Annotated in this window: 32 protein-coding genes; all 32 read right to left on the reverse strand. The window is 55.1% G+C overall.

Translation table 11 applies throughout. The annotated features are described in order from the left end of the window. Nucleotides 1-2 precede the first annotated feature (2 nt). Nucleotides 3-467, reverse strand: coding sequence for a bacterioferritin (gene bfr, locus C9422_RS28055; protein WP_007970123.1), 465 nt, complete (start codon nucleotides 465-467; stop codon nucleotides 3-5). Nucleotides 468-615: 148 nt separating this feature from the next. Continuing rightward, a complete protein-coding gene (locus tag C9422_RS28060; RefSeq protein WP_116582921.1) occupies nucleotides 616-2,070 on the reverse strand; it encodes a catalase in 1,455 nt (484 codons plus the stop codon). A gap of 239 nt (nucleotides 2,071-2,309) precedes the next feature. Then, nucleotides 2,310-2,696 (reverse strand): 50S ribosomal protein L17, encoded by a 387-nt coding sequence (gene rplQ, locus C9422_RS28065; RefSeq protein ID WP_007970429.1) that lies wholly within the window; start codon nucleotides 2,694-2,696, stop codon nucleotides 2,310-2,312. 42 nt (nucleotides 2,697-2,738) lie between these two features. Next, complete coding sequence (gene rpoA / locus C9422_RS28070) at nucleotides 2,739-3,740, reverse strand: DNA-directed RNA polymerase subunit alpha (protein WP_007970428.1); 1,002 nt, start codon at nucleotides 3,738-3,740, stop codon at nucleotides 2,739-2,741. A gap of 22 nt (nucleotides 3,741-3,762) precedes the next feature. Further along, complete coding sequence (gene rpsD, locus C9422_RS28075; RefSeq protein WP_003176404.1) at nucleotides 3,763-4,383, reverse strand: 30S ribosomal protein S4; 621 nt, start codon at nucleotides 4,381-4,383, stop codon at nucleotides 3,763-3,765. Nucleotides 4,384-4,401: 18 nt separating this feature from the next. Continuing rightward, the gene (gene rpsK, locus C9422_RS28080; protein ID WP_002555466.1) at nucleotides 4,402-4,791 is read right to left on the reverse strand and encodes a 30S ribosomal protein S11; all 390 of its coding nucleotides are present in this window, start codon (nucleotides 4,789-4,791) and stop codon (nucleotides 4,402-4,404) included. A 30-nt stretch (nucleotides 4,792-4,821) separates the two neighbouring features. After that, nucleotides 4,822-5,178, reverse strand: coding sequence for a 30S ribosomal protein S13 (gene rpsM, locus C9422_RS28085; protein WP_009045849.1), 357 nt, complete (start codon nucleotides 5,176-5,178; stop codon nucleotides 4,822-4,824). 130 nt (nucleotides 5,179-5,308) lie between these two features. Then, nucleotides 5,309-5,425, reverse strand: coding sequence for a 50S ribosomal protein L36 (gene rpmJ / locus C9422_RS28090; protein WP_002555468.1), 117 nt, complete (start codon nucleotides 5,423-5,425; stop codon nucleotides 5,309-5,311). Nucleotides 5,426-5,449: 24 nt separating this feature from the next. Next, the gene (secY, locus tag C9422_RS28095; protein ID WP_003228718.1) at nucleotides 5,450-6,778 is read right to left on the reverse strand and encodes a preprotein translocase subunit SecY; all 1,329 of its coding nucleotides are present in this window, start codon (nucleotides 6,776-6,778) and stop codon (nucleotides 5,450-5,452) included. Next, on the reverse strand, nucleotides 6,779-7,216 hold the full coding sequence (gene rplO / locus C9422_RS28100) for a 50S ribosomal protein L15 (RefSeq protein WP_003228720.1): 438 nt from the start codon (nucleotides 7,214-7,216) through the stop codon (nucleotides 6,779-6,781). A 3-nt stretch (nucleotides 7,217-7,219) separates the two neighbouring features. After that, nucleotides 7,220-7,396 carry a 50S ribosomal protein L30 gene (gene rpmD, locus C9422_RS28105; RefSeq protein WP_003176408.1) on the reverse strand — a complete coding sequence of 59 codons (177 nt, stop codon included), beginning with the start codon at nucleotides 7,394-7,396 and terminating at the stop codon, nucleotides 7,220-7,222. Nucleotides 7,397-7,398: 2 nt separating this feature from the next. Then, a complete protein-coding gene (gene rpsE, locus C9422_RS28110) occupies nucleotides 7,399-7,899 on the reverse strand; it encodes a 30S ribosomal protein S5 (RefSeq protein WP_003186035.1) in 501 nt (166 codons plus the stop codon). 3 nt (nucleotides 7,900-7,902) lie between these two features. Next, on the reverse strand, nucleotides 7,903-8,253 hold the full coding sequence (gene rplR, locus C9422_RS28115; RefSeq protein ID WP_003186037.1) for a 50S ribosomal protein L18: 351 nt from the start codon (nucleotides 8,251-8,253) through the stop codon (nucleotides 7,903-7,905). Nucleotides 8,254-8,263: 10 nt separating this feature from the next. Then, a complete protein-coding gene (gene rplF, locus C9422_RS28120; RefSeq protein ID WP_003176412.1) occupies nucleotides 8,264-8,797 on the reverse strand; it encodes a 50S ribosomal protein L6 in 534 nt (177 codons plus the stop codon). A 12-nt stretch (nucleotides 8,798-8,809) separates the two neighbouring features. Then, the gene (gene rpsH / locus C9422_RS28125; protein ID WP_003186040.1) at nucleotides 8,810-9,202 is read right to left on the reverse strand and encodes a 30S ribosomal protein S8; all 393 of its coding nucleotides are present in this window, start codon (nucleotides 9,200-9,202) and stop codon (nucleotides 8,810-8,812) included. 209 nt (nucleotides 9,203-9,411) lie between these two features. After that, nucleotides 9,412-9,717, reverse strand: coding sequence for a 30S ribosomal protein S14 (rpsN, locus tag C9422_RS28130; protein ID WP_003176414.1), 306 nt, complete (start codon nucleotides 9,715-9,717; stop codon nucleotides 9,412-9,414). 13 nt (nucleotides 9,718-9,730) lie between these two features. Continuing rightward, on the reverse strand, nucleotides 9,731-10,270 hold the full coding sequence (gene rplE, locus C9422_RS28135) for a 50S ribosomal protein L5 (RefSeq protein ID WP_003210069.1): 540 nt from the start codon (nucleotides 10,268-10,270) through the stop codon (nucleotides 9,731-9,733). 22 nt (nucleotides 10,271-10,292) lie between these two features. Continuing rightward, nucleotides 10,293-10,607, reverse strand: a complete 315-nt coding sequence (rplX, locus tag C9422_RS28140; RefSeq protein WP_095059509.1) for a 50S ribosomal protein L24 — start codon at nucleotides 10,605-10,607, stop codon at nucleotides 10,293-10,295. Nucleotides 10,608-10,618: 11 nt separating this feature from the next. Further along, on the reverse strand, nucleotides 10,619-10,987 hold the full coding sequence (rplN, locus tag C9422_RS28145) for a 50S ribosomal protein L14 (RefSeq protein ID WP_002555479.1): 369 nt from the start codon (nucleotides 10,985-10,987) through the stop codon (nucleotides 10,619-10,621). Nucleotides 10,988-11,010: 23 nt separating this feature from the next. Then, nucleotides 11,011-11,277, reverse strand: a complete 267-nt coding sequence (gene rpsQ, locus C9422_RS28150; RefSeq protein WP_003176419.1) for a 30S ribosomal protein S17 — start codon at nucleotides 11,275-11,277, stop codon at nucleotides 11,011-11,013. A 2-nt stretch (nucleotides 11,278-11,279) separates the two neighbouring features. Next, on the reverse strand, nucleotides 11,280-11,471 hold the full coding sequence (gene rpmC, locus C9422_RS28155; protein WP_002555481.1) for a 50S ribosomal protein L29: 192 nt from the start codon (nucleotides 11,469-11,471) through the stop codon (nucleotides 11,280-11,282). Continuing rightward, complete coding sequence (gene rplP / locus C9422_RS28160; RefSeq protein ID WP_003228729.1) at nucleotides 11,471-11,884, reverse strand: 50S ribosomal protein L16; 414 nt, start codon at nucleotides 11,882-11,884, stop codon at nucleotides 11,471-11,473. The genes rpmC and rplP overlap by 1 nt, the downstream gene beginning before the upstream one ends. A 12-nt stretch (nucleotides 11,885-11,896) precedes the next feature. Further along, entirely contained in the window at nucleotides 11,897-12,583 is a 687-nt protein-coding gene (gene rpsC, locus C9422_RS28165; RefSeq protein ID WP_007970424.1) for a 30S ribosomal protein S3, read from the reverse strand. Nucleotides 12,584-12,596: 13 nt separating this feature from the next. Further along, nucleotides 12,597-12,929: a 50S ribosomal protein L22 gene (gene rplV / locus C9422_RS28170; protein WP_003103908.1), complete on the reverse strand. Its 333-nt coding sequence runs from the start codon at nucleotides 12,927-12,929 to the stop codon at nucleotides 12,597-12,599. 11 nt (nucleotides 12,930-12,940) lie between these two features. Continuing rightward, entirely contained in the window at nucleotides 12,941-13,216 is a 276-nt protein-coding gene (gene rpsS / locus C9422_RS28175) for a 30S ribosomal protein S19 (protein WP_002555486.1), read from the reverse strand. 16 nt (nucleotides 13,217-13,232) lie between these two features. After that, complete coding sequence (rplB, locus tag C9422_RS28180) at nucleotides 13,233-14,057, reverse strand: 50S ribosomal protein L2 (RefSeq protein WP_003228734.1); 825 nt, start codon at nucleotides 14,055-14,057, stop codon at nucleotides 13,233-13,235. A gap of 14 nt (nucleotides 14,058-14,071) precedes the next feature. Next, complete coding sequence (rplW, locus tag C9422_RS28185) at nucleotides 14,072-14,371, reverse strand: 50S ribosomal protein L23 (RefSeq protein ID WP_002555488.1); 300 nt, start codon at nucleotides 14,369-14,371, stop codon at nucleotides 14,072-14,074. Continuing rightward, complete coding sequence (gene rplD / locus C9422_RS28190; protein ID WP_003228735.1) at nucleotides 14,368-14,970, reverse strand: 50S ribosomal protein L4; 603 nt, start codon at nucleotides 14,968-14,970, stop codon at nucleotides 14,368-14,370. Before rplD ends, rplW begins: the two co-directional genes overlap by 4 nt. Nucleotides 14,971-14,982: 12 nt before the next feature. Beyond that, nucleotides 14,983-15,618, reverse strand: coding sequence for a 50S ribosomal protein L3 (gene rplC, locus C9422_RS28195; protein WP_003186059.1), 636 nt, complete (start codon nucleotides 15,616-15,618; stop codon nucleotides 14,983-14,985). Between the two features lie 80 nt (nucleotides 15,619-15,698). Next, nucleotides 15,699-16,010: a 30S ribosomal protein S10 gene (gene rpsJ, locus C9422_RS28200; RefSeq protein ID WP_003186070.1), complete on the reverse strand. Its 312-nt coding sequence runs from the start codon at nucleotides 16,008-16,010 to the stop codon at nucleotides 15,699-15,701. 157 nt (nucleotides 16,011-16,167) lie between these two features. Then, nucleotides 16,168-17,361 carry an elongation factor Tu gene (gene tuf / locus C9422_RS28205; RefSeq protein ID WP_007970421.1) on the reverse strand — a complete coding sequence of 398 codons (1,194 nt, stop codon included), beginning with the start codon at nucleotides 17,359-17,361 and terminating at the stop codon, nucleotides 16,168-16,170. A 30-nt stretch (nucleotides 17,362-17,391) separates the two neighbouring features. Beyond that, nucleotides 17,392-19,497 carry an elongation factor G gene (gene fusA, locus C9422_RS28210; protein ID WP_116582922.1) on the reverse strand — a complete coding sequence of 702 codons (2,106 nt, stop codon included), beginning with the start codon at nucleotides 19,495-19,497 and terminating at the stop codon, nucleotides 17,392-17,394. Nucleotides 19,498-19,526: the final 29 nt, after the last annotated feature.

The raw sequence follows: 19,526 nt of genomic DNA on the forward strand, positions 1-19,526 counted from the left end.
AATCAGGCGTGGGATTGCAGGTAGTTCTCAAGCCCGATCAACTTGATCAGACCCAGCTGCTTCTCAAGCCAGTAGGTATGATCTTCTTCGGTGTCATGCAGTTGAACCCGCAGCATTTCGCGGCTGACGTAGTCCTTGTGCTGCTCACAGAGCTTGATGCCCTTGCACAGCGCAGCCCGCACCTTGTATTCCAGGCGCAAATCCGCTTCGAGCATCTCGGTCACCGTGGTGCCGACATCGAGATCGTCCGGACGCATGCGCGGAGTGCCCTCGAGCATCAGAATCCGGCGCATCAAGGCATCAGCATGCCCTGCTTCCTCTTCCATCTCGTGGTTGATTCGTTCGTAGAGCTTGGTGAAACCCCAGTCCTCATACATCCGCGAATGAACGAAATATTGATCACGCGCGGCCAGTTCGCCGGTCAGCAACGTGTTGAGGTAATCGATCACATCTGGGTGGCCTTGCATCGCCCTACATCTCCCTGCTTGAAAGTTGTAGTTTGAACCAACATGCCCGTATCGTCACTCGCAAGACGCAATAAAAGCGAAGATATTCTGAGAAAACCAGCTGAAATAACGCAAAAACCGCCAAAACAAGGGCGGTTCTGCTTCTCATTTAGACTTCGTTAAGCTGTACGTTGAGCAGCTTTGCGATTGCTTCTCCATACGCCGGGTCAGCCTTGTAGAAATGTTGCAGCTGGCGATCAACCACATCACTCGACACCCCCGCCATCGCACCGGCGATGTTGCTGACCAGCAGCGATTTCTGCTGTTCAGACATCAAGCGGAACAACGCGCCGGCGTGACTGTAGTAATCAGTGTCTTCGCGGTGGTCGTAACGATCGGCCGCACCGCTGAGGGCCAACGCGGGCTCTGCGTAACGAGGTGCCTGCTTCGGCGACTCGACGTAGCTGTTCGGCTCGTAGTTCGGCGCCGCACCGCCATTGCTGCCAAAGGCCATCGAGCCATCGCGCTGGTAGGTGTTGACCGGACTGCGTGGAGCGTTGACTGGCAACTGTTGGTGGTTGGTGCCGACACGGTAGCGGTGAGCATCCGCGTAGGCGAACACCCGCCCTTGCAGCATGCGATCCGGCGACAGACCAACGCCGGGCACCATATTGCTGGGACCGAACGCCGCCTGTTCGACTTCCGCGAAGTAGTTCTGCGGATTGCGATTGAGCTCCAGCTCTCCGACTTCAATCAGTGGAAACTCTTTTTGCGACCAGGTTTTGGTCACATCAAACGGATTCTCGTAATGCGCCGCCGCCTGAGCCTCGCTCATGATCTGAATGCACACGCGCCACTTCGGGAAATCCCCCTGTTCGATGGCATTGAACAAGTCGCGCTGGGCGTAATCCGGATCAGTACCCGCCAGGCGCGCAGCCTCGGCAGGAGCAAGGTTCTTGATCCCCTGTTTGGTCTTGTAGTGCCACTTCACCCAGTGGCGCTCGCCTTGAGCGTTGATGAGGCTGTACGTGTGGCTGCCGAAGCCGTGCATGTGACGGTATCCGTCAGGGATACCCCGGTCGGAGAACAGGATGGTGACCTGGTGCAACGCCTCGGGCGAATGCGACCAGAAGTCCCACATCGCCTGGGCACTCTTCAGGTTGCTTTGTGGCAAACGCTTCTGGGTGTGGATAAAGTCCGGAAACTTCAGTGGATCGCGAATGAAGAACACAGGCGTGTTGTTGCCGACGATGTCCCAGTTGCCTTCCTCGGTGTAAAACTTCAAGGCAAAGCCACGCGGATCACGCTCGGTATCGGCCGAACCACGCTCACCGCCCACGGTGGAAAACCGCAGGAAAGTCGGGGTTTGCTTGCCGACTGCCTCAAACAGCTTCGCGCTGGTGTATTGAGTGATATCGCGCGTCACGGTGAACGTACCGTAGGCACCCGAGCCTTTGGCGTGCACACGGCGCTCAGGGATATTTTCACGGTTGAAGTGGGCAAGCTTCTCGATCAGATGAAAATCGTCGAGCAGCAGCGGGCCACGAGGGCCGGCGGAACGGGAATTCTGGTTATCGGCAACAGGAGCGCCACTGGCGGTGGTAAGCGTTTTGTTTTGGCTCATGCGATCTTCCTTCCTCTGTCGGTCTTGAACTGCCGGCTATCGGCTGAGAAGGAGTATTGATCATCAATGTTACACCTACAAATTCATTAACTTGCAGACATCGATAGATAAAAACTAATGATCAGCCCCCAAACCGATAATATGACAAGGGGAAGGATTCAAGGATTATACGAAGGTACATTTCTTACAGGCACAAAAAACCGGGCACTAGGCCCGGTTCCTTGTTTCAGACTGACGTCTTACTCGGCGGATACAGCTTCGCCAGCAGTAGCACGATCAACCAACTCGACGTACGCCATAGGCGCGTTGTCGCCAGCGCGGAAACCGCACTTGAGGATGCGCAGGTAGCCACCCTCACGGGTAGCGTAACGCTTGCCCAGGTCGTTGAAGAGCTTACCAACGATAGCTTTCGAACGAGTACGGTCGAAAGCCAGACGACGGTTAGCAACGCTGTCTGTCTTGGCCAGAGTGATCAGCGGCTCGGCAACGCGGCGCAGTTCTTTGGCTTTTGGCAGAGTCGTTTTGATCAGCTCGTGCTCGAACAGCGACACCGCCATGTTTTGGAACATGGCCTTGCGGTGCGAGCTGGTGCGGCTCAGGTGACGACCACTTTTACGATGACGCATGGTTCATTCCTTACCAAACACTACGTTCGGTGATTACGACGATCAGGCAGTCGCCTTGTCGTCCTTCTTAAGACTTGCAGGCGGCCAGTTGTCGAGGCGCATGCCGAGGGACAGACCGCGGGAGGCCAGAACGTCCTTGATTTCAGTCAAGGATTTCTTGCCCAGGTTCGGAGTCTTCAACAGTTCCACTTCGGTACGCTGAATCAGGTCACCGATGTAGTAAATGTTTTCCGCCTTAAGGCAGTTAGCCGAACGTACAGTCAGTTCCAGATCGTCAACCGGGCGAAGCAGGATCGGATCGATCTCGTCTTCCTGCTCGACAACCACTGGTTCACTGTCACCCTTGAGGTCGACGAACGCAGCCAACTGCTGTTGCAGGATGGTTGCAGCGCGGCGAATAGCCTCTTCAGGATCCAGAGTACCGTTGGTTTCCAGATCAATAACCAGCTTGTCCAGGTTAGTACGCTGCTCGACACGGGCGTTTTCCACCACGTATGCGATACGGCGAACCGGGCTGAACGAAGAGTCAAGCTGCAAGCGACCGATGCTGCGGCTTTCGTCTTCATCGCTCTGACGCGAGTCTGCCGGTTCATAACCACGACCACGAGCTACTACGAGCTTCATGTTCAGGGCGCCGTTAGACGCCAGGTTAGCGATTACGTGATCGGGATTAACGATCTCGACATCATGATCCAGCTGAATATCGGCAGCGGTAACCACCCCCGAACCCTTCTTCGACAAGGTCAGCGTAACTTCGTCACGACCGTGCAGCTTGATAGCCAGACCTTTAAGGTTCAACAGGATTTCAATTACGTCTTCCTGTACACCTTCGATGGCGCTGTACTCGTGGAGCACACCGTCAATCTCGGCCTCGACTACTGCACAGCCGGGCATTGAGGACAACAGGATGCGGCGCAGCGCGTTGCCCAGGGTATGGCCGAAACCACGCTCGAGAGGCTCGAGAGTGATCTTGGCGCGGGTTGGACTGACAACCTGCACATCAATGTGGCGGGGTGTCAGGAACTCATTTACCGAAATCTGCATGGATGCACCTATTTTCTAGCCCTTACTTGGAGTAGAGCTCGACAATCAGGCTTTCGTTGATGTCGGCGGACAGATCACTGCGAGCTGGAACGTTCTTGAAAACGCCCGACTTCTTCTCAGTGTCTACTTCTACCCATTCTACGCGGCCACGTTGGGCACACAGATCGAGAGCTTGGACAATGCGAAGTTGATTTTTTGCTTTCTCGCGAACAGCGACCACGTCACCAGCACGAACCTGGTAGGACGGAACGTTAACGGTCTGACCGTTTACGCTGATCGACTTGTGCGATACCAGCTGACGGGATTCGGCACGAGTCGAACCAAAGCCCATACGGTATACAACGTTGTCCAGACGGCATTCGAGCAGTTGCAGCAGGTTCTCACCGGTTGCACCTTTCTTGCCAGCTGCTTCTTTGTAGTAGCCGCTGAATTGACGCTCGAGAACGCCGTAGATACGACGGACCTTCTGCTTTTCACGCAGTTGGGTGCCGTAGTCGGACTGGCGACCGCGGCGTTGGCCGTGGATACCAGGTGCTGCTTCAATGTTGCACTTCGATTCGATCGCGCGCACGCCGCTCTTCAGGAAGAGATCGGTGCCTTCGCGACGAGCGAGTTTGCATTTTGGACCAATGTAACGAGCCATTCTTTACAATCTCCTGGATTACACGCGGCGCTTCTTCGGCGGACGGCACCCGTTGTGCGGGATTGGCGTCACGTCGGTGATGCTGGCGATCTTGTAGCCACAGCCGTTCAAAGCGCGGACTGCGGATTCACGACCTGGACCTGGACCTTTGACGTTGACGTCGAGGTTTTTCAGGCCGTATTCCAGCGCAGCTTGACCAGCACGTTCAGCAGCTACCTGAGCAGCAAACGGGGTGGACTTGCGGGAACCGCGGAAACCCGAACCACCGGAGGTAGCCCAGGAAAGAGCGTTACCTTGACGGTCGGTGATGGTCACGATGGTGTTGTTAAAAGATGCATGGATGTGGGCGATGCCATCAACCACTGTCTTTTTAACTTTTTTACGAGGACGAGCAGCAGGTTTTGCCATGATTAAATTCCTGTCGATTCGCTGGGGCGATTACTTGCGGATCGGCTTACGCGGACCTTTACGGGTACGCGCGTTGGTCTTGGTACGCTGACCGCGCACTGGAAGACCGCGACGATGACGCAGACCGCGATAGCAACCGAGGTCCATCAAGCGCTTGATTTTCATGTTGATTTCGCGACGCAGGTCACCTTCAGTGGTGAACTTCGCCACTTCGCCACGCAGCTGTTCAATCTGCTCGTCGCTCAGATCTTTGATCTTTGCTGCTGGGTTTACCCCAGTCTCTGCACAAATTTTCTGTGCAGTAGTGCGACCAACACCATAGATGTAGGTCAGCGAGATAACAGTATGCTTGTTATCTGGAATGTTAACGCCTGCAATACGGGCCATTCAGTGGGACTCCAATTGACAGCTACCTACGCCCCGGAAGCCAAGAAATAGGGCGCGAGATAATATCGCTGTAATAACAAATAATCAACCCGGCAGCGCACTAGCTGCCGGGCTTGAAGCACAATCACACTCAGCCTTGGCGCTGTTTGTGACGCGGTTCCGCGCTGCAAATTACTCGAACAACACCTTCGCGGCGAATAATCTTGCAGTTACGGCACAGCTTTTTCACCGATGCACGAACTTTCATCACCAACTCCTCGAACCTTATGGGTCAGCGCAGCATGCCGCTGCCGTAACCCTTCAGGTTGGCTTTCTTCATCAGGGATTCGTACTGGTGCGAAACGAGGTGCGATTGTACTTGGGACATGAAGTCCATCACAACCACGACGACGATCAGCAACGAGGTCCCGCCAAGGTAGAACGGTACGTTGGCTGCAACCACCAGGAACTGGGGCAACAGGCAGACGGCCGTCATGTAAAGAGCACCGAACATGGTCAAGCGAGTCAGAACGCCATCAATGTAGCGCGCAGACTGCTCACCTGGACGGATGCCCGGAATAAAGGCACCGGACTTCTTCAGGTTTTCCGCTACGTCTTTCGGATTGAACATCAACGCCGTATAGAAGAAGCAGAAGAAAATAATCCCTGCACTAAACAGCAGAATATTCAACGGCTGACCAGGAGCGATCGACTGCGAGATGTCCTGCAACCAGCCCATACCTTCAGACTGACCGAACCAGGCACCCAACGAAGCCGGGAACAGCAAAATGCTGCTCGCGAAAATAGCCGGAATAACACCGGCCATGTTCACCTTCAGCGGCAAGTGGCTGGTCTGCGCAGCGAAGACCTTGCGGCCCTGCTGACGCTTGGCGTAGTGAACAGCAATACGACGCTGACCACGCTCAATGAACACCACGAAACCGATAATCGCTACTGCCAGCAAACCGATGGCAACCAGGGCGAAGATATTGATATCACCCTGACGTGCAGACTCGAAAGACTGCCCGATCGCTCTCGGAAGACCGGCGACGATACCCGAAAAAATCAACATCGAGATACCGTTGCCAACACCACGCTCAGTAATCTGCTCACCCAGCCACATCATGAACATCGCACCAGCCACAAACGTGGATACCGCGACGAAATGGAAGCCAAAGTCACCAGTGAACGCAACGCCCTGCCCCGCCAGACCAATGGACATGCCAATGGCCTGAACGAGAGCGAGGACGACAGTGCCGTAGCGGGTGTACTGGCTGATCTTGCGACGGCCAGCTTCACCTTCCTTCTTCAACTGCTCCAGCTGCGGGCTGACGGCGGTCATCAGTTGCATGATGATCGATGCCGAGATGTACGGCATGATCCCCAGTGCAAAGATGCTCATCCGTTCCAGCGCGCCGCCGGAAAACATGTTGAACAAGCTAAGAATGGTCCCCTCATTCTGTCGAAACAGGTCCGCGAGTCGGTCCGGGTTGATACCTGGAACCGGGATGTGTGCGCCTATTCGGTAGACGATAATCGCCAGGAACAGAAAACGCAGACGAGCCCAGAGTTCAGACATACCGCCTTTGCCGAGCGCAGAGAGAGCACCTTGCTTAGCCATTTATTCCTCGAACTTGCCGCCAGCTGCTTCGATAGCCGCACGCGCACCTTTGGTGGCGCCGATTCCCTTGCCGATAGTGACAGCGCGAGTCACTTCACCGGACAGCATGATTTTCACACGCTGTACGTTGACGTTGATCACGTTGGCATCTTTCAGGGACTGCACGGTGACGATGTCGCCTTCCACTTTGGCCAGCTCGGACAGACGCACTTCTGCGCGGTCCATGGCTTTCAGGGAAACGAAACCGAACTTCGGCAGGCGACGATGCAGCGGCTGTTGACCGCCTTCAAAGCCTGGAGCAATGGTGCCACCGGAGCGAGAGGTCTGACCTTTGTGACCACGGCCACCAGTCTTACCCAAACCGCTACCGATACCACGGCCCGGACGATGCTTTTCGCGACGGGAACCCGGCGCTGGACTCAGATCATTGAGTTTCATCGATTAACCCTCGACACGCAGCATGTAGTAAGCCTTGTTGATCATCCCGCGATTCTCGGGAGTATCCTGGACTTCTACAGTGTGACCGATGCGACGCAGACCCAGACCCTTAACGCACAGTTTGTGGTTAGGGATGCGGCCGGTCATGCTTTTGATCAGCGTAACTTTAACGGTAGCCATGATCAGAAGATCTCCTTGACGCTTTTGCCACGCTTGGCGGCAATGGATTCAGGAGACTGCATTGCTTTCAAACCCTTGAAAGTGGCGTGAACCACGTTTACCGGGTTAGTCGAGCCGTAGCACTTGGCCAGAACGTTCTGAACGCCAGCAACTTCGAGGACGGCACGCATAGCGCCGCCAGCGATGATACCGGTACCTTCAGAAGCAGGCTGCATGTACACCTTCGAAGCGCCGTGAGCGGACTTCATGGCGTACTGCAGGGTGGTGCCGTTCAGATCAACCTGGATCATGTTGCGGCGAGCAGCTTCCATTGCCTTCTGGATCGCAGCAGGCACTTCACGCGACTTGCCACGGCCGAAGCCAACACGGCCCTTACCATCACCAACCACGGTCAACGCGGTGAAAGTGAAGATACGGCCGCCTTTAACGGTTTTGGCTACGCGGTTAACTTGAACCAGCTTCTCGATGTAGCCTTCGTCGCGCTTTTGGTCGTTATTTGACATAACTTAGAACTCCAGCCCAGCTTCACGAGCAGCATCAGCCAGCGCTTTAACGCGGCCGTGGTACTTGAAGCCAGAGCGGTCGAAAGCCACCTGCGAGACGCCAGCGGCCTTAGCACGCGTAGCGACCAGCTGGCCAACCTTAGTGGCCGCGTCGATGTTGCCGGTGGCACCATCACGCAGTTCTTTATCCAAAGTCGAGGCGCTTGCCAGGACTTTGTTGCCGTCGGCCGAAATGACCTGGGCGTAGATGTGCTGCGAAGAGCGGAACACGCAGAGACGCACGACTTCGAGTTCGTGCATTTTCAGGCGTGCTTTGCGAGCGCGACGCAGTCGAGTAACTTTTTTGTCGGTCATTTGCTATGCCCTACTTCTTCTTGGCTTCTTTACGACGGACGACTTCGTCCGCGTAGCGCACACCTTTGCCTTTGTACGGCTCTGGTGGACGGAAGTCGCGGATCTCGGCGGCCACTTGACCTACCAGCTGCTTGTCGATGCCCTTGATCAGGATATCGGTCTGGCTAGGAGTCTCAGCGGTGATGCCTTCCGGCAGTTCGTAATCCACTGGGTGCGAGAAGCCAAGAGCCAGGTTCAGCACTGTGCCTTTTGCTTGCGCTTTGTAACCAACACCGACCAGCTGGAGCTTGCGCTCGAAGCCTTGGCTTACGCCTTGGACCATGTTGTTTACCAACGCACGAGTGGTACCAGCCATTGCGCGAGTCTGTTGATCGCCATTGCGAGCAGCGAAACGCAGCTCACCAGCTTCTTCAACGATCTCAACGGACGAATGGATGTTCAGTTCGAGAGTGCCCTTGGCACCCTTCACCGAAAGCTGTTGGCCTGCGAATTTTACTTCGACACCGGCTGGCAGCTTAACGGGGTTCTTAGCGACGCGAGACATGCTTATCCCCCCTTAGAACACAGTGCAAAGAACTTCGCCGCCGACACCGGCAGCGCGCGCAGCACGATCAGTCATCACACCCTTGTTGGTGGAGACGATAGACACACCGAGACCGCCACGAACTTTTGGCAGATCATCGACGGACTTGTACTGACGCAGGCCTGGACGGCTAACGCGCTTCACTTCTTCGATAACCGGACGGCCTTCGAAGTACTTCAGCTCGATGGACAGCAGTGGTTTGATTTCGCTGCTGATCTGATAACCCGCAATGTAACCTTCGTCCTTCAGGACTTTGGCAACAGCTACCTTCAACGTGGAAGATGGCATGCTTACGACGGACTTTTCAGCCATCTGGGCATTACGGATACGAGTTAGCATGTCCGCTAACGGGTCCTGCATACTCATGGGCTAGACGCTCCTAATACAAAAAAATTAGCCTTGCGGCTATTACGTGTCGCCGAGAATCTCCGGGCATGAAAAACACGGGCTCAGGCGAGCCGGGTATTCTAGACACACCCCAGAAATGAATCAAGCCCCAAAAGGGGCTTGATCCAGATTCAAGGCCACCGGTGGTCAGGATCTTGCGATCCTGGACACCGAGACTTTGACAGTACTTACCAGCTGGCTTTAACCAGACCCGGTACGTCACCACGCATGGCAGCTTCACGCAGCTTGTTACGGCCGAGGCCGAACTTGCGGTAAACGCCGTGTGGACGACCGGTCAGGCGGCAGCGGTTACGCATGCGCGAAGCGCTTGCGTCACGTGGCTGCTTCTGCAGGGCTACTGTAGCTTCCCAACGCGCTTCTGGACTTGCGTTCAGATCAACGATGATAGCTTTCAGTGCTGCACGCTTCTTGGCGTACTTGGCAACCGTGAGCTGACGCTTCAGCTCGCGGTTTTTCATGCTCATCTTGGCCATGGTCCTACTCCAATCAGTTGCGGAACGGGAATTTGAACGCACGCAGCAGAGCGCGGCCTTCATCATCGTTCTTGGCAGTGGTGGTCAGGGTGATGTCCAGACCGCGGAGAGCATCGATCTTGTCGTAGTCGATTTCCGGGAAGATGATCTGCTCTTTCACGCCCATGCTGTAGTTGCCACGACCATCGAAGGACTTGGCATTCAGGCCGCGGAAGTCGCGAACCCGAGGCAGGGAGATCGACAGCAGACGATCCAGGAACTCGTACATACGCTCACGGCGCAGGGTCACTTTGACGCCGATCGGCCAACCTTCACGGACTTTAAAGCCTGCGATGGATTTGCGAGCGTAGGTCACAACGACTTTCTGGCCGGTGATCTTTTCCAGGTCAGCAACAGCGTGCTCGATGACTTTCTTGTCGCCGATCGCTTCGCCCAGACCCATGTTCAGGGTGATTTTGGTAACGCGCGGAACTTCCATCACGTTCGAAAGCTTAAGTTCTTCCTTAAGTTTCGGAGCAATTTCCTTCCGGTAAATCTCTTTTAGTCGTGCCATGGTCTCATCTACCTAGCAGTGTTCAAGCATCAACCGCTTTTTGGGTCGACTTGAAGACACGAATTTTCTTGCCGTCTTCTACTTTGAAACCAACGCGGTCAGCCTTGTTGGTTTCGCTGTTGAAAATGGCGACGTTAGAAGCATCCAGTGGAGCTTCTTTTTCGACGATACCGCCCTGCACGCCCGACATCGGGTTAGGCTTGGTATGACGCTTGACCAGGTTCAGACCACCAATAACCAGACGGTTGTTAGCGAGAACCTTAAGCACCTTACCGCGCTTACCTTTGTCTTTGCCGGCGATCACGATGATCTCGTCGTCACGACGAATCTTTTGCATGTCGGATCTCCTTACAGCACTTCTGGGGCGAGCGAGACGATCTTCATGAACTTCTCAGTACGAAGTTCACGGGTCACTGGCCCAAAGATACGGGTGCCGATCGGCTCTTGCTTGTTGTTCAACAGAACAGCAGCGTTGCCATCAAAGCGGATAATGGAGCCATCAGCACGACGTACGCCGTGACGAGTGCGGACTACAACAGCAGTCATCACTTGGCCTTTTTTCACTTTACCGCGAGGAATTGCTTCCTTCACGGTAACCTTGATGATGTCACCGATACCAGCGTAACGACGATGGGAGCCACCCAGCACCTTGATGCACATAACGCGGCGAGCGCCGCTGTTATCGGCCACATCGAGCATGGATTGAGTCTGAATCATATAATTTCTCCGACCCCTAGTCCTTAGACTTCCACAGCGCGTTCGAGAACATCAACCAGCGCCCAAGACTTGGTCTTGGCCAAAGGACGAGTTTCACGAATAGTGACTTTGTCGCCGATGTGGCACTGATTGGTTTCGTCGTGCGCGTGCAGCTTAGTCGAACGCTTAACGTATTTACCGTAGATCGGGTGCTTAACGCGACGCTCGATCAGAACGGTGATGGTTTTGTCCATCTTGTCGCTGACAACACGGCCAGTCAGCGTACGGACAGTTTTTTCGGCTTCAGCCATGATTACTTACCTGCCTGCTGGTTGAGCACAGTCTTCACGCGAGCGATGTCACGCTTAACTTGCGAGAGCAGATGAGACTGCCCCAACTGGCCAGTTGCTTTCTGCATACGCAGATTGAACTGGTCGCGCAGCAGGCCGAGCAGTTGCTCGTTCAGCTGCTGTGCGGATTTTTCACGAAGTTCATTCGCTTTCATCACATCACCGTCCGTTTAACAAAGGAGGTGGCGAGCGGCAGCTTTGCAGCAGCCAGGGCGAAAGCCTCACGCGCCAGCTCTTCAGAAACACCCTCGATTTCATACAGGACTTTGCCTGGCTGAATCTGGGCAACCCAGTACTCCACGTTACCCTTACCTTTACCCATACGAACCTCGAGAGGCTTCTTGGAGATCGGCTTGTCCGGGAATACACGGATCCAGATCTTGCCGCCACGTTTTACGTGACGGGTCAGAGCACGACGCGCTGACTCGATCTGACGAGCGGTGAGACGACCACGAGCAACAGACTTCAGCGCGAACTCGCCGAAGCTGACTTTGCTACCGCGCAATGCCAGGCCACGGTTGTGACCAGTCATTTGCTTGCGGAACTTCGTACGCTTTGGTTGCAACATTTGGCGTACCCCTTACTTAGCAGCTTTTTTACGAGGCGCTGGTGCTTGTGGTTTCAGTTCTTCTTGGCGACCACCAATTACTTCGCCTTTGAAGATCCAAACCTTTACACCGATCACACCGTAAGTGGTGTGAGCTTCGTAGTTGGCATAGTCGATGTCGGCACGCAGGGTGTGCAATGGCACACGACCTTCGCGATACCATTCAGTACGTGCGATTTCAGCACCGCCGAGACGACCGCTCACTTGGATTTTGATGCCTTTGGCACCAATGCGCATGGCGTTCTGTACGGCGCGCTTCATAGCACGACGGAACATTACGCGACGCTCCAGCTGCTGAGCTACGCTCTGCGCAACCAGCATACCGTCGAGCTCCGGCTTGCGGATCTCTTCGATATTGATGTGCACAGGCACACCCATTTGCTTGGTCAGGTCCTGACGCAGTTTCTCAACATCTTCACCTTTCTTCCCGATAACGATACCTGGACGAGCGGTGTGGATGGTGATGCGTGCAGTTTGGGCCGGACGATGGATATCGATACGGCTTACGGACGCGCTTTTTAGTTTGTCTTGGAGGTACTCACGCACATTCAGATCTGCGAGCAAATAGTCCGCATAAGTCCGACCGTCTGCGTACCAGACGGAGGTGTGCTCCTTGACGATTCCCAGGCGAATGCCAATGGGATGTACTTTCTGACCCATCTCTTCGACTCCGTTACTTGTCAGCAACCTTGACAGTGATATGGCAAGACCGCTTGACGATGCGATCAGCACGGCCTTTGGCACGTGGCATGATGCGCTTCAGCGAACGCCCTTCGTTGACGAAAACGGTGCTGACCTTCAGGTCATCAACGTCTGCGCCTTCGTTATGCTCGGCGTTGGCTACGGCCGACTCCAGCACTTTCTTCATGATCTCGGCGGCTTTCTTACTGCTGAAAGCCAACAGGTTGAGCGCTTCGCCCACCTTCTTCCCGCGGATCTGGTCGGCGACCAAGCGGGCTTTCTGGGCGGAGATTCGAGCGCCCGACAACTTAGCGGCTACTTCCATTTCCTAACCCCTTAACGCTTGGCTTTCTTGTCTGCCACGTGCCCGCGATAAGTGCGGGTACCGGCGAACTCGCCCAGTTTGTGGCCGACCATGTCTTCGTTCACGAGAACTGGGACGTGCTGACGACCGTTGTGTACTGCGATGGTCAGACCGACCATTTGTGGCAGGATCATCGAACGACGCGACCAGGTTTTCACCGGTTTGCGATCGTTCTTTTCCGCCGCCACTTCGATCTTCTTCAGTAGGTGAAGATCGATAAAAGGACCTTTTTTCAGAGAACGTGGCACTGTCGTATCCCTCTATTTACTTGCGACGACGGACGATCATTTTGTCGGTACGCTTATTACCACGAGTCTTCGCGCCCTTAGTCGGGAAGCCCCATGGCGATACCGGATGACGACCACCAGAGGTACGACCTTCACCACCACCATGTGGGTGGTCAACCGGGTTCATGGCAACACCACGAACGGTTGGGCGAACGCCACGCCAGCGTTTGGCACCGGCTTTACCCAGCGAACGCAGGCTGTGCTCGGAGTTCGAGACTTCGCCCAGGGTCGCACGGCATTCAGCCAGGACTTTACGCATTTCACCGGAACGCAGACGCAGGGTAACGTACACGCCTTCACGAGCGATCAGCTGAGCCGAAGCACCAGCGGAACGAGCGATCTGTGCGCCTTTACCTGGCTTCAGTTCGATGCCGTGTACGGTAGAACCGACTGGAATGTTGCGCAGTTGCAGAGCGTTGCCTGGCTTGATTGGAGCCAGAGCGCCTGCGATCAGCTGGTCGCCAGCACTCACGCCTTTAGGGGCGATGATGTAGCGGCGCTCGCCGTCTGCGTAGCAGAGCAGTGCGATGTGAGCAGTACGGTTTGGATCGTATTCGATACGCTCGACAGTGGCGACGATGCCATCTTTGTCGTTGCGACGGAAATCGACCATACGGTAATGCTGCTTATGACCACCACCGATGTGACGAGTGGTAATACGGCCATTGTTGTTACGACCACCAGTCTTCGATTTCTTCTCGAGCAGCGGTGCGTGAGGAGCGCCTTTATGCAGCTCCTGGTTGACCACCTTGACCACAAAACGGCGGCCAGGGGAAGTCGGTTTGCATTTAACGATTGCCATGATGCACCCCTTCCTTACTCAGCACTGCTGCTGAAATCGAGATCTTGGCCTGGCTGAAGGGAGATAACTGCCTTCTTCCAGTCATTACGCTTGCCCAGACCGCGAGCAGTGCGCTTGCTCTTACCCAGAACATTCAGGGTAGTTACACGCTCTACTTTCACGCTGAACAGGCTTTCGACGGCCTTCTTGATTTCCAGCTTGGTTGCGTCAGTAGCAACCTTGAAAACGAACTGGCCTTTCTTGTCTGCCAGAACCGTAGCCTTCTCGGAAACGTGCGGGCCAAGCAGAACTTTAAATACGCGTTCCTGGTTCATCCCAGCAGCTCCTCGAATTTCTTCACGGCCGACACGGTGATCAACACCTTGTCGTATGCGATCAGACTAACTGGATCGGAACCTTGCACGTCACGTACATCTACGTGTGGCAGGTTACGAGCAGCCAGGTACAGGTTCTGATCAACAGCGTCCGACACGATCAGAACGTCGGTCAGGCTCATGTTGTTCAGCTTGCCCAGCAGGTCTTTGGTTTTCGGCGTTTCAACGGCGAAATCCTGAACCACGACCAGACGATCAGTACGCACCAGCTCAGCAAGGATGGAACGCATTGCTGCGCGATACATCTTCTTGTTCAGCTTCTGGGAGTGATCCTGAGGACGAGCTGCGAAAGTGGTACCGCCGCCACGCCAGATTGGGCTACGGATAGTACCGGCACGAGCACGGCCAGTACCTTTCTGACGCCATGGGCGCTTGCCGCCACCACGAACGTCGGAACGGGTCTTTTGCTGCTTGGAACCCTGACGGCCGCCGGCCATGTAGGCCACGACTGCTTGGTGAACCAGCGTCTCGTTGAATTCGCCGCCAAATGTCAGTTCGGAAACTTCGATCGCTTGAGCGTCATTTACATTTAATTGCATGTCAGCTTCCCCTTAACCGCGAGCCTTGGCTGCTGGACGTACAACCAAGTTGCCGCCAGTAGCGCCAGGAACAGCGCCCTTGACCAACAACAGATTGCGTTCAGCGTCCACGCGCACTACTTCGAGGGACTGCACGGTCACGCGCTCAGCGCCCATATGACCGGACATTTTTTTGCCCTTGAATACACGACCAGGAGTCTGGCACTGGCCGATAGAGCCTGGAACGCGGTGGGATACGGAGTTACCGTGGGTGTTATCTTGCCCGCGGAAATTCCAACGCTTGATCGTACCCTGGAAGCCTTTACCCTTGGACTGACCGGTTACATCAACCAGTTGACCAGCGGCGAAGATTTCAGCGTTGATCAGATCGCCGGCCTGGTACTCGCCTTCTTCAAGGCGGAATTCCATTACGGTACGACCAGCGGCAACGTTCGCCTTAGCGAAGTGGCCAGCCTGAGCTGCTGTTACACGCGAAGCACGACGCTCGCCGACAGTGACTTGCACTGCACGATAGCCATCGGTCTCTTCAGTTTTGAACTGGGTGACGCGATTCGGCTCGATCTCAATGACCGTGACCGGAATGGAGACACCTTCTTCGGTGAAAATACGGGTCATACCGCATTTACGACCGACTACACCAATAGTCATGTTGTAAACCTCATGAGTGTACGGGGCTTTCACCCGCTATGGCCGCCCATTTCAGAGCGTTACACGACTAAGACCGAGTCTTAGCCGAGGCTGATCTGCACTTCCACACCGGCCGCAAGATCAAGCTTCATAAGAGCATCAACGGTTTTATCCGTTGGCTGGACGATGTCCAGAACGCGCTTATGAGTACGGATCTCGTACTGGTCACGCGCGTCTTTGTTGACGTGCGGGGAGACCAGAACGGTGAACCGCTCTTTACGGGTAGGCAGTGGAATTGGACCACGCACTTGAGCACCAGTACGTTTCGCGGTTTCCACGATTTCCTGGGTTGATTGGTCGATCAGGCGATGGTCGAAAGCCTTCAACCTGATACGGATTTGCTGATTTTGCATTGGATTTCAGACTCCGGCTGCTATTCCCACCGGGCGCAATACGCCCGTTAAAAGGAGGCGCAATTCTATAGACGCCCCAGATAGGTGTCAACCCAATAAAAAAGCCCCCGCTGAGCGGGGGCTTTTCAAAGCATCGAAGCTATCTCAAAAGAGATGCTTACTCGATGATTTTGGCTACGACGCCAGCGCCGACGGTACGACCGCCTTCACGGATAGCGAAACGCAGACCGTCTTCCATCGCGATGGTTTTGATCAGGGTAACAGTCATCTGAATGTTGTCACCTGGCATTACCATTTCAACGCCTTCTGGCAGCTCGCAGTTACCAGTCACGTCAGTAGTACGGAAGTAGAACTGTGGACGGTAGCCTTTGAAGAACGGAGTGTGACGACCGCCTTCTTCCTTGCTCAGAACGTAAACTTCTGCGGTGAACTTGGTGTGCGGCTTAACCGAACCTGGCTTGACCAGAACCTGACCACGCTCAACGTCGTCACGCTTGGTGCCACGCAGCAGAACGCCGCAGTTCTCGCCAGCACGACCTTCGTCGAGCAGCTTACGGAACATTTCAACACCGGTGCAGGTGGTGACGGTAGTGTCACGCAGACCAACGATTTCCAGTGGATCCTGTACGCGAACGATACCGCGCTCGATACGACCAGTCACAACAGTACCGCGACCGGAGATCGAGAATACGTCTTCGATTGGCATCAGGAACGGCTTGTCGATAGCACGCTCTGGCTCTGGGATGTAGGTGTCCAGAGTTTCTACCAGCTTCTTGACGGCAGTGGTGCCCATCTCGTTGTCATCTTTGCCTTCCAGCGCCATACGGGCCGAACCAATGATGATTGGAGTGTCGTCGCCTGGGAAGTCGTAAGTGCTCAGCAGATCGCGCACTTCCATCTCTACCAGCTCCAGCAGCTCAGCGTCGTCTACCAGGTCAGCCTTATTCAGGAAAACCACGATGTACGGAACGCCTACCTGACGGGACAGCAGGATGTGCTCACGGGTTTGCGGCATCGGACCATCAGCGGCCGAGCAAACCAGGATCGCGCCGTCCATCTGGGCAGCACCGGTGATCATGTTCTTCACGTAGTCAGCGTGACCTGGGCAGTCAACGTGAGCGTAGTGACGAATGTTCGAGTTGTACTCGACGTGCGCGGTGTTGATGGTGATACCACGAGCTTTTTCTTCTGGCGCGCTGTCGATCTTGTCGAATTCAACGATTGCGGAACCGAAAACTTCGGAGCAAACGCGAGTCAGAGCTGCGGTCAGAGTGGTTTTACCGTGGTCAACGTGACCGATGGTGCCAACGTTGACGTGCGGTAGGGAACGATCAAATTTTTCTTTAGCCACGACAATTAACTCCTTGCCTAAAGGACTGAATCAGCCTTGTTTTTTGGTAACGGTTTCGACGATGTGCGACGGAGCCGTATTGTATTTTTTGAATTCCATAGAGTAGCTTGCGCGACCCTGGGACATCGAACGAACGTCGGTCGCATAACCGAACATCTCGCCCAACGGAACTTCAGCACGGATCACCTTACCGGAAACCGTGTCTTCCATACCCAGAATCATGCCGCGACGACGATTGAGGTCGCCCATCACGTCACCCATATAGTCTTCAGGCGTAACAACCTCTACCGCCATGATCGGCTCGAGCAACTCACCACCGCCCTTCTGGGCCAGTTGCTTGGTCGCCATGGAAGCAGCCACCTTAAACGCCATCTCGTTGGAGTCGACGTCGTGGTAAGAACCATCAAACACGGTAGCCTTCAGGCCGATCAGCGGATAGCCGGCAACTACGCCGTTCTTCATCTGCTCTTCGATGCCCTTCTGGATAGCCGGGATGTATTCCTTAGGAACCACACCACCCACTACTTCGTTCAAGAATTGCAGACCTTCCTGACCTTCGTCAGCAGGAGCAAAACGGATCCAGCAATGACCGAACTGGCCACGACCACCGGATTGACGAACGAACTTGCCTTCGATTTCGCAGTTCTTCGTGATGCGCTCACGATAGGAAACCTGAGGCTTACCGATGTTGGCTTCGACGTTGAACTCACGGCGCATCCGGTCAACCAGGATGTCCAGGTGCAGCTCGCCCATGCCAGAGATGATCGTTTGACCAGTCTCTTCATCAGTCTTGACGCGGAAAGACGGGTCTTCCTGAGCAAGCTTGCCCAGAGCGATACCCATTTTTTCCTGGTCATCCTTGGTCTTAGGCTCAACGGCAACCGAAATAACCGGCTCCGGGAAGTCCATGCGAACCAGGATGATTGGCTTGTCAGCGTTGCACAAGGTTTCACCAGTGGTGACGTCCTTCATGCCGATCAAGGCCGCGATGTCGCCAGCGCGTACTTCCTTGATCTCTTCACGGGCGTTTGCGTGCATCTGCACCATACGACCCACACGCTCTTTCTTGCCTTTGACCGAGTTGATCACGCCGTCGCCGGAGGCCAACACGCCCGAGTAAACGCGGACGAAGGTCAAGGTACCCACGAATGGGTCGGTAGCGATCTTGAACGCCAGAGCCGAGAACGGCTCGTTGTCGTCTGCATGACGCTCCATTTGAACTTCCTCGTCATCCGGGTCGGTACCCTTGATGGCAGGAATGTCGGTTGGAGCCGGCAGGTAGTCGATAACGGCGTCGAGAACCAGGGGAACGCCCTTGTTCTTGAAGGAAGAACCGCAAACAGCCAGAACGATCTCACCAGCGATAGTACGCTGACGCAGAGCACCCTTGATTTCCTCGATGGAGAGCTCTTCCCCTTCGAGGTACTTGTTCATCAGCTCTTCGCTGGCTTCGGCCGCAGCCTCAACCATGTTGTTGCGCCACTCTTCAGCCAGTTCCTGCAGTTCAGCAGGGATGGCTTCGCGACGTGGAGTCATGCCCTTGTCGGCATCGTTCCAGTAAACCGCTTCCATGGTCATCAGATCGATCTGACCCTGGAAGTTGTCTTCGGAACCGATAGCCAACTGGATCGGCACCGGAGTGTGACCCAGGCGCTGCTTGATCTGAGCGATCACGCGCAGGAAGTTAGCACCGGCACGGTCCATCTTGTTCACGTAAACGATACGTGGAACGCCGTACTTGTTGGCTTGACGCCATACGGTTTCGGACTGAGGCTCAACGCCGGAGGTGCCGCAGAACACAACGACCGCGCCGTCGAGTACACGCAGGGAACGTTCAACTTCAATGGTGAAGTCTACGTGGCCCGGGGTATCGATGACGTTGAAGCGGTATTGGTCTTTGTGCTGCTTGGCCGAACCCTGCCAGAAGGCGGTAATGGCAGCAGAAGTAATGGTAATACCACGCTCCTGCTCCTGAACCATCCAGTCAGTGGTCGCAGCGCCGTCATGCACTTCGCCCATCTTGTGGCTTTTGCCGGTGTAAAAAAGGACGCGCTCGGTGGTGGTGGTTTTACCAGCATCCACGTGAGCAACGATACCGATGTTACGGTAGCGATTAATCGGTGTAGTACGAGCCATAAAGCCCTCGCAAAATGAGTGACGCTAGA

The sequence above is a fragment of the Pseudomonas sp. B1(2018) genome, assembly GCF_003097365.1.
GTDB classification, from domain to species: Bacteria; Pseudomonadota; Gammaproteobacteria; order Pseudomonadales; family Pseudomonadaceae; genus Aquipseudomonas; species Aquipseudomonas laurylsulfatiphila.